Raw genomic sequence first — 3,570 nt, 5'->3', positions numbered from 1 at the left:
ACCTTATCCCAAGAGAATGTTTATATTGGAGGAAGTTCATTGAAGAATTCAATCATTAATATCGATAAACGTCATAAAGACATTCTGGATATTTTAGAAAAGAAGGAACATCTGACGACTATAGAATTGGCTGAGGCACTGGATGTTTCCCTCAGTACGATTCGCCGCGATTTGCATTTATTAGAAGAAAAAAATGACATCATTCGTAAATTCGGCTATTGCATCTTCAACTACGACAATAAACCCGAAAGCGATCATTCTGGTCCCGTTCGCCTAAAACAGCTGCTCGCTAAGGAAGCCAGCAAGCACATCCAAAACAACGATACAATCTTTATCAATTCCAGTTCAACTGCCTTAAAAACCATTGACTACTTGCAGGTTGATCATCTGACGATCGTTACCAATAATATGAAGATCAACTATTCTCCGCAAAATGCCAATTATCATTACGTCCTGACCGGCGGAGAAATGCGCTATCCGAAAGAAGCTTTAGTCGGCGATGTTGCGATCAACACGCTATCTGCGGTCAATGCTGATGTTTGTATCGTGGGATGCAGCGGGATCGACCTTGAAAATGGAGTGACCACCAAACAGATGACTGAGGCAACCATCAATGAACTGATGGTCAAACGAACCACTAAATGTAAAATCCTAGTCGCAGATCATCGCAAAATCGGCGTAACTTCAAAATTCAAAATGGCCGATATTTCCGCCTTCGATTATTTAATCACCGATCAATTTAGTTCAGAAGAAATCTTACATGAGATCCAAAAACTGGGAGTAACCGTCGTTCAAGTCACTTAGAGGAGTGTGATTCTTTGGGGAAAACAAAACAAGTCTTACTTTCAACAGATATCATTTTTATCTTTTTATTAACCTATGGGTTATCCATTACGTTGGCCGCCTTTTTTCTCGCCAGTCCGGAAAAACTGATTTCTGGAATGGAGCAGATTGTGCGCTCGCCAAGTAATTTGATTACCGATTATGTTCACATTGCCGGTGTTGGAGCGGCGTTTCTAAATAGCGGATTGGTAACCTTAAGCAGTCTCTTCCTCCTGCGAAAGCATAAGCATCATTTCTGCTCATTAACCGTTTCCGTGATTATGATGCTCTCCGGCTTTTCTTTTTTTGGGAAGAATATCGTCAACTCCGCCCCGATCATTTTAGGCTGTTTGATCTATTTGCGAATCCATCACTCTGGCAGACAGGATCTGCTGGTTATGGGTTTGCTGAGTACCTGCCTATCGCCGATCGTCAGCACGATTTATTGTGCGCCGGATCATTCCGCTATTTCTAATAAATTTATCGCGTTAGTCGCCGGACTTTTGATCGGCCATACGATTTTACCCATCTTCGAATTTTTGAAAGTCCATACAAAAGAATTGAACCTTTACAACATGGGCTTTTCCGCTGGTTTCATTGGTGTGATTGGAAACTTGACTACTCGAAATATTTTAGCGATCAAAATCGTGCCCCATGCCCTTTCCTTTGAACACCACCACGCGTTACTGATCTTTCTTGCTGCTCTGTTCACGCTGCCCTTTCTCGTATTTCTTTATTTCTATAAAAAGAACATTGATCGATCGAAGCATCTGTTCTTAGATTTGAAAAAAATCGCCCGTTTTTCCTTATATGGCTATCTTGCCGTGATTTTTACTCTGCTGTTGAAGGTTCCTCTAAGCGGAATTTTGGTTGGAGCTATTCTGACCTTCGCTGGTTTTAGTATGTATAATTTCAAATTTCGCTATTTCTTTTTTCCTGCCTTGGGAGTTTTCTTGACTGCCCTGTTGCTATACCGCGACGCTGCTACTACCAATAATATCGTTATCATCCTGTTTGCCAGTACCCTTTCGCCAATGACTCGCAAGTATGGACTGGTGACCGGCACACTTTCTGGAGCCCTGTTCTCTCTGATTACTCGAAACACACAGTACTTAACTGCGGGAATCAATTTATACAATTGCGGCTTTGCCGGCGGAATCACCGTTCTGCTGATGGATTTCGTCCGTGTTTCATTTTATCGAAACACCAAGATCAAAGCGTATTGTCAAAACGCTCATTTGCGAATCATCCAGTTTGAAAAAGACCTGCTGGCAAGATTTCAAGTATTCACCCAATCATTTCTATTCAAGATCACAACGATGAAGGACAATCAATCATAAAATTTTACGGCAAAAGACCTGCTCAAAAAAAATGAACAGGTCTTTTGCTTTGGTTTTTAGTTTAAAAATGGTCACAACAAATAGACCTGACTACATTTGATCAAAATTTCCGGACCAAGCCAGTGTCGCTTTTTTTATTTTGTTGAGATCAGTAACAAATGCCTGCCAAATTGACCGATTAGCTTTTTAAAAGCATGTTTGATCTGAAAAACAGCGTTTAAGAAAAAGATGTATTTCTACGTTTTCGTAGGATCGTCGTCCATGACGAACTGCTGTCGCTAAAAAGGCACAGATCGATAAGCGGGCAGACAAATTTTATTTCTTCTTTTTCTTCAATAATTTGTTTTTCTTTCTTTCGAGCCTGCGATCTTCCCGCTCTTTTTCTATTCGTTCAGTCGTTTTGCCATAGCGCAGGTAGGCGGTGTCTGGTTTTTTAGGGATTGCGGAGGATTTCTTTGCATTCGGTTTTTGCTTCGAGGCGGCAGTTGCAGGTGTTGGTGTTACGTTGGTTTTTTCTTGTGGTGTCGCGGTTTGCTTCCTTTCGTTGGCAAGCTGATTCAAGTTTCCGTTTTTCTTTGCTGAAGCTCCAGTTTTCGTATCATTAGAAACCGTTTCGGCCGACGGTTCCTGAGCAGACTCCTCCACTTCCTCCAAACGAGTATCATAAGCGGTTGTGATGATTTTCCCTGAGCCTTCGTAATTGATAAATTTGACGAATTTCCGCACACCAGTTGTTTCAAAGATCGTCAAGGTCGTCAAAATTTGCAAAAGCTTCGTGACCACAGGTGCAGCTTTGTTAGGATCAACTTCACGAATCGTCAGTTTATGGCGTTTACCGTTCATATCTTCAAAGAAGGACTCTATAATATAAGCATGATTTTCCTGACGAATATCAAGCGTTCCTTCTTTTACTAAATATTCCTTATACCCGCAAGCTTCTTTGGTGCAAGCCAAATAGTCCGCTTCATTACGAAACAGACGCTTGATAATCGTTTTCCATTCACTTTTTTCACAATATTCCTCAAAATAAGGAGCATAACGGCGCAGCGTATCACTAGGCTCTGACGTTAAGAACAGCTCGCGAATCAATGCTTGGAGCGTCTCCGAGATTGCACGCGAACACAGGGCGCTCCGCACAAGAACCGCCACAAGATACTCAATGACCTCTGAAACATTTTTACTTTGTTCAAAGCGTTTAAGAATTCTCCCTTCAAGATTTTCCCATTTCATCAAAAAGAGCTGTCTTTGACCTAATTTTGCTACATCCATTTTTCATACCCCCAACTTATTATTAAATAGTAATCGTTTTCATTTTATAGAAATATGATAGCGATAAATAACAGTTTTGTAAATAGCAAACAGAAAAACCTTTTTCCTTTATAAAAAACAAAAGAAAAGGGTTAAATTG

Annotated in this window: 3 protein-coding genes; 2 read left to right on the top strand and 1 reads right to left on the bottom strand. The window is 40.8% G+C overall.

Annotation, left to right across the window (positions count from 1 at the left end):
* Positions 1 to 39 precede the first annotated feature (39 nt).
* The gene (locus tag A5875_RS04220; protein ID WP_088932448.1) at positions 40 to 804 is read left to right on the top strand and encodes a DeoR/GlpR family DNA-binding transcription regulator; all 765 of its coding nucleotides are present in this window, start codon (positions 40 to 42) and stop codon (positions 802 to 804) included.
* A 14-nt stretch (positions 805 to 818) separates the two neighbouring features.
* Positions 819 to 2,162 (top strand): DUF1576 domain-containing protein, encoded by a 1,344-nt coding sequence (locus A5875_RS04215; RefSeq protein ID WP_088932447.1) that lies wholly within the window; start codon positions 819 to 821, stop codon positions 2,160 to 2,162.
* A gap of 315 nt (positions 2,163 to 2,477) precedes the next feature.
* Here A5875_RS04215 and A5875_RS04210 read toward each other — a convergent pair whose 3' ends face one another.
* Positions 2,478 to 3,431, bottom strand: coding sequence for a hypothetical protein (locus A5875_RS04210; protein ID WP_088932446.1), 954 nt, complete (start codon positions 3,429 to 3,431; stop codon positions 2,478 to 2,480).
* Positions 3,432 to 3,570 lie beyond the last annotated feature (139 nt).

The sequence above is a fragment of the Enterococcus sp. 3H8_DIV0648 genome, from assembly GCF_002140655.1.
In the GTDB taxonomy this organism is placed as follows: domain Bacteria; phylum Bacillota; class Bacilli; order Lactobacillales; family Enterococcaceae; genus Enterococcus_A; species Enterococcus_A hulanensis.
The sequence above is the reverse complement of the archived record's forward strand: the minus strand, read 5'-3'. Positions and strand labels throughout refer to the sequence as shown.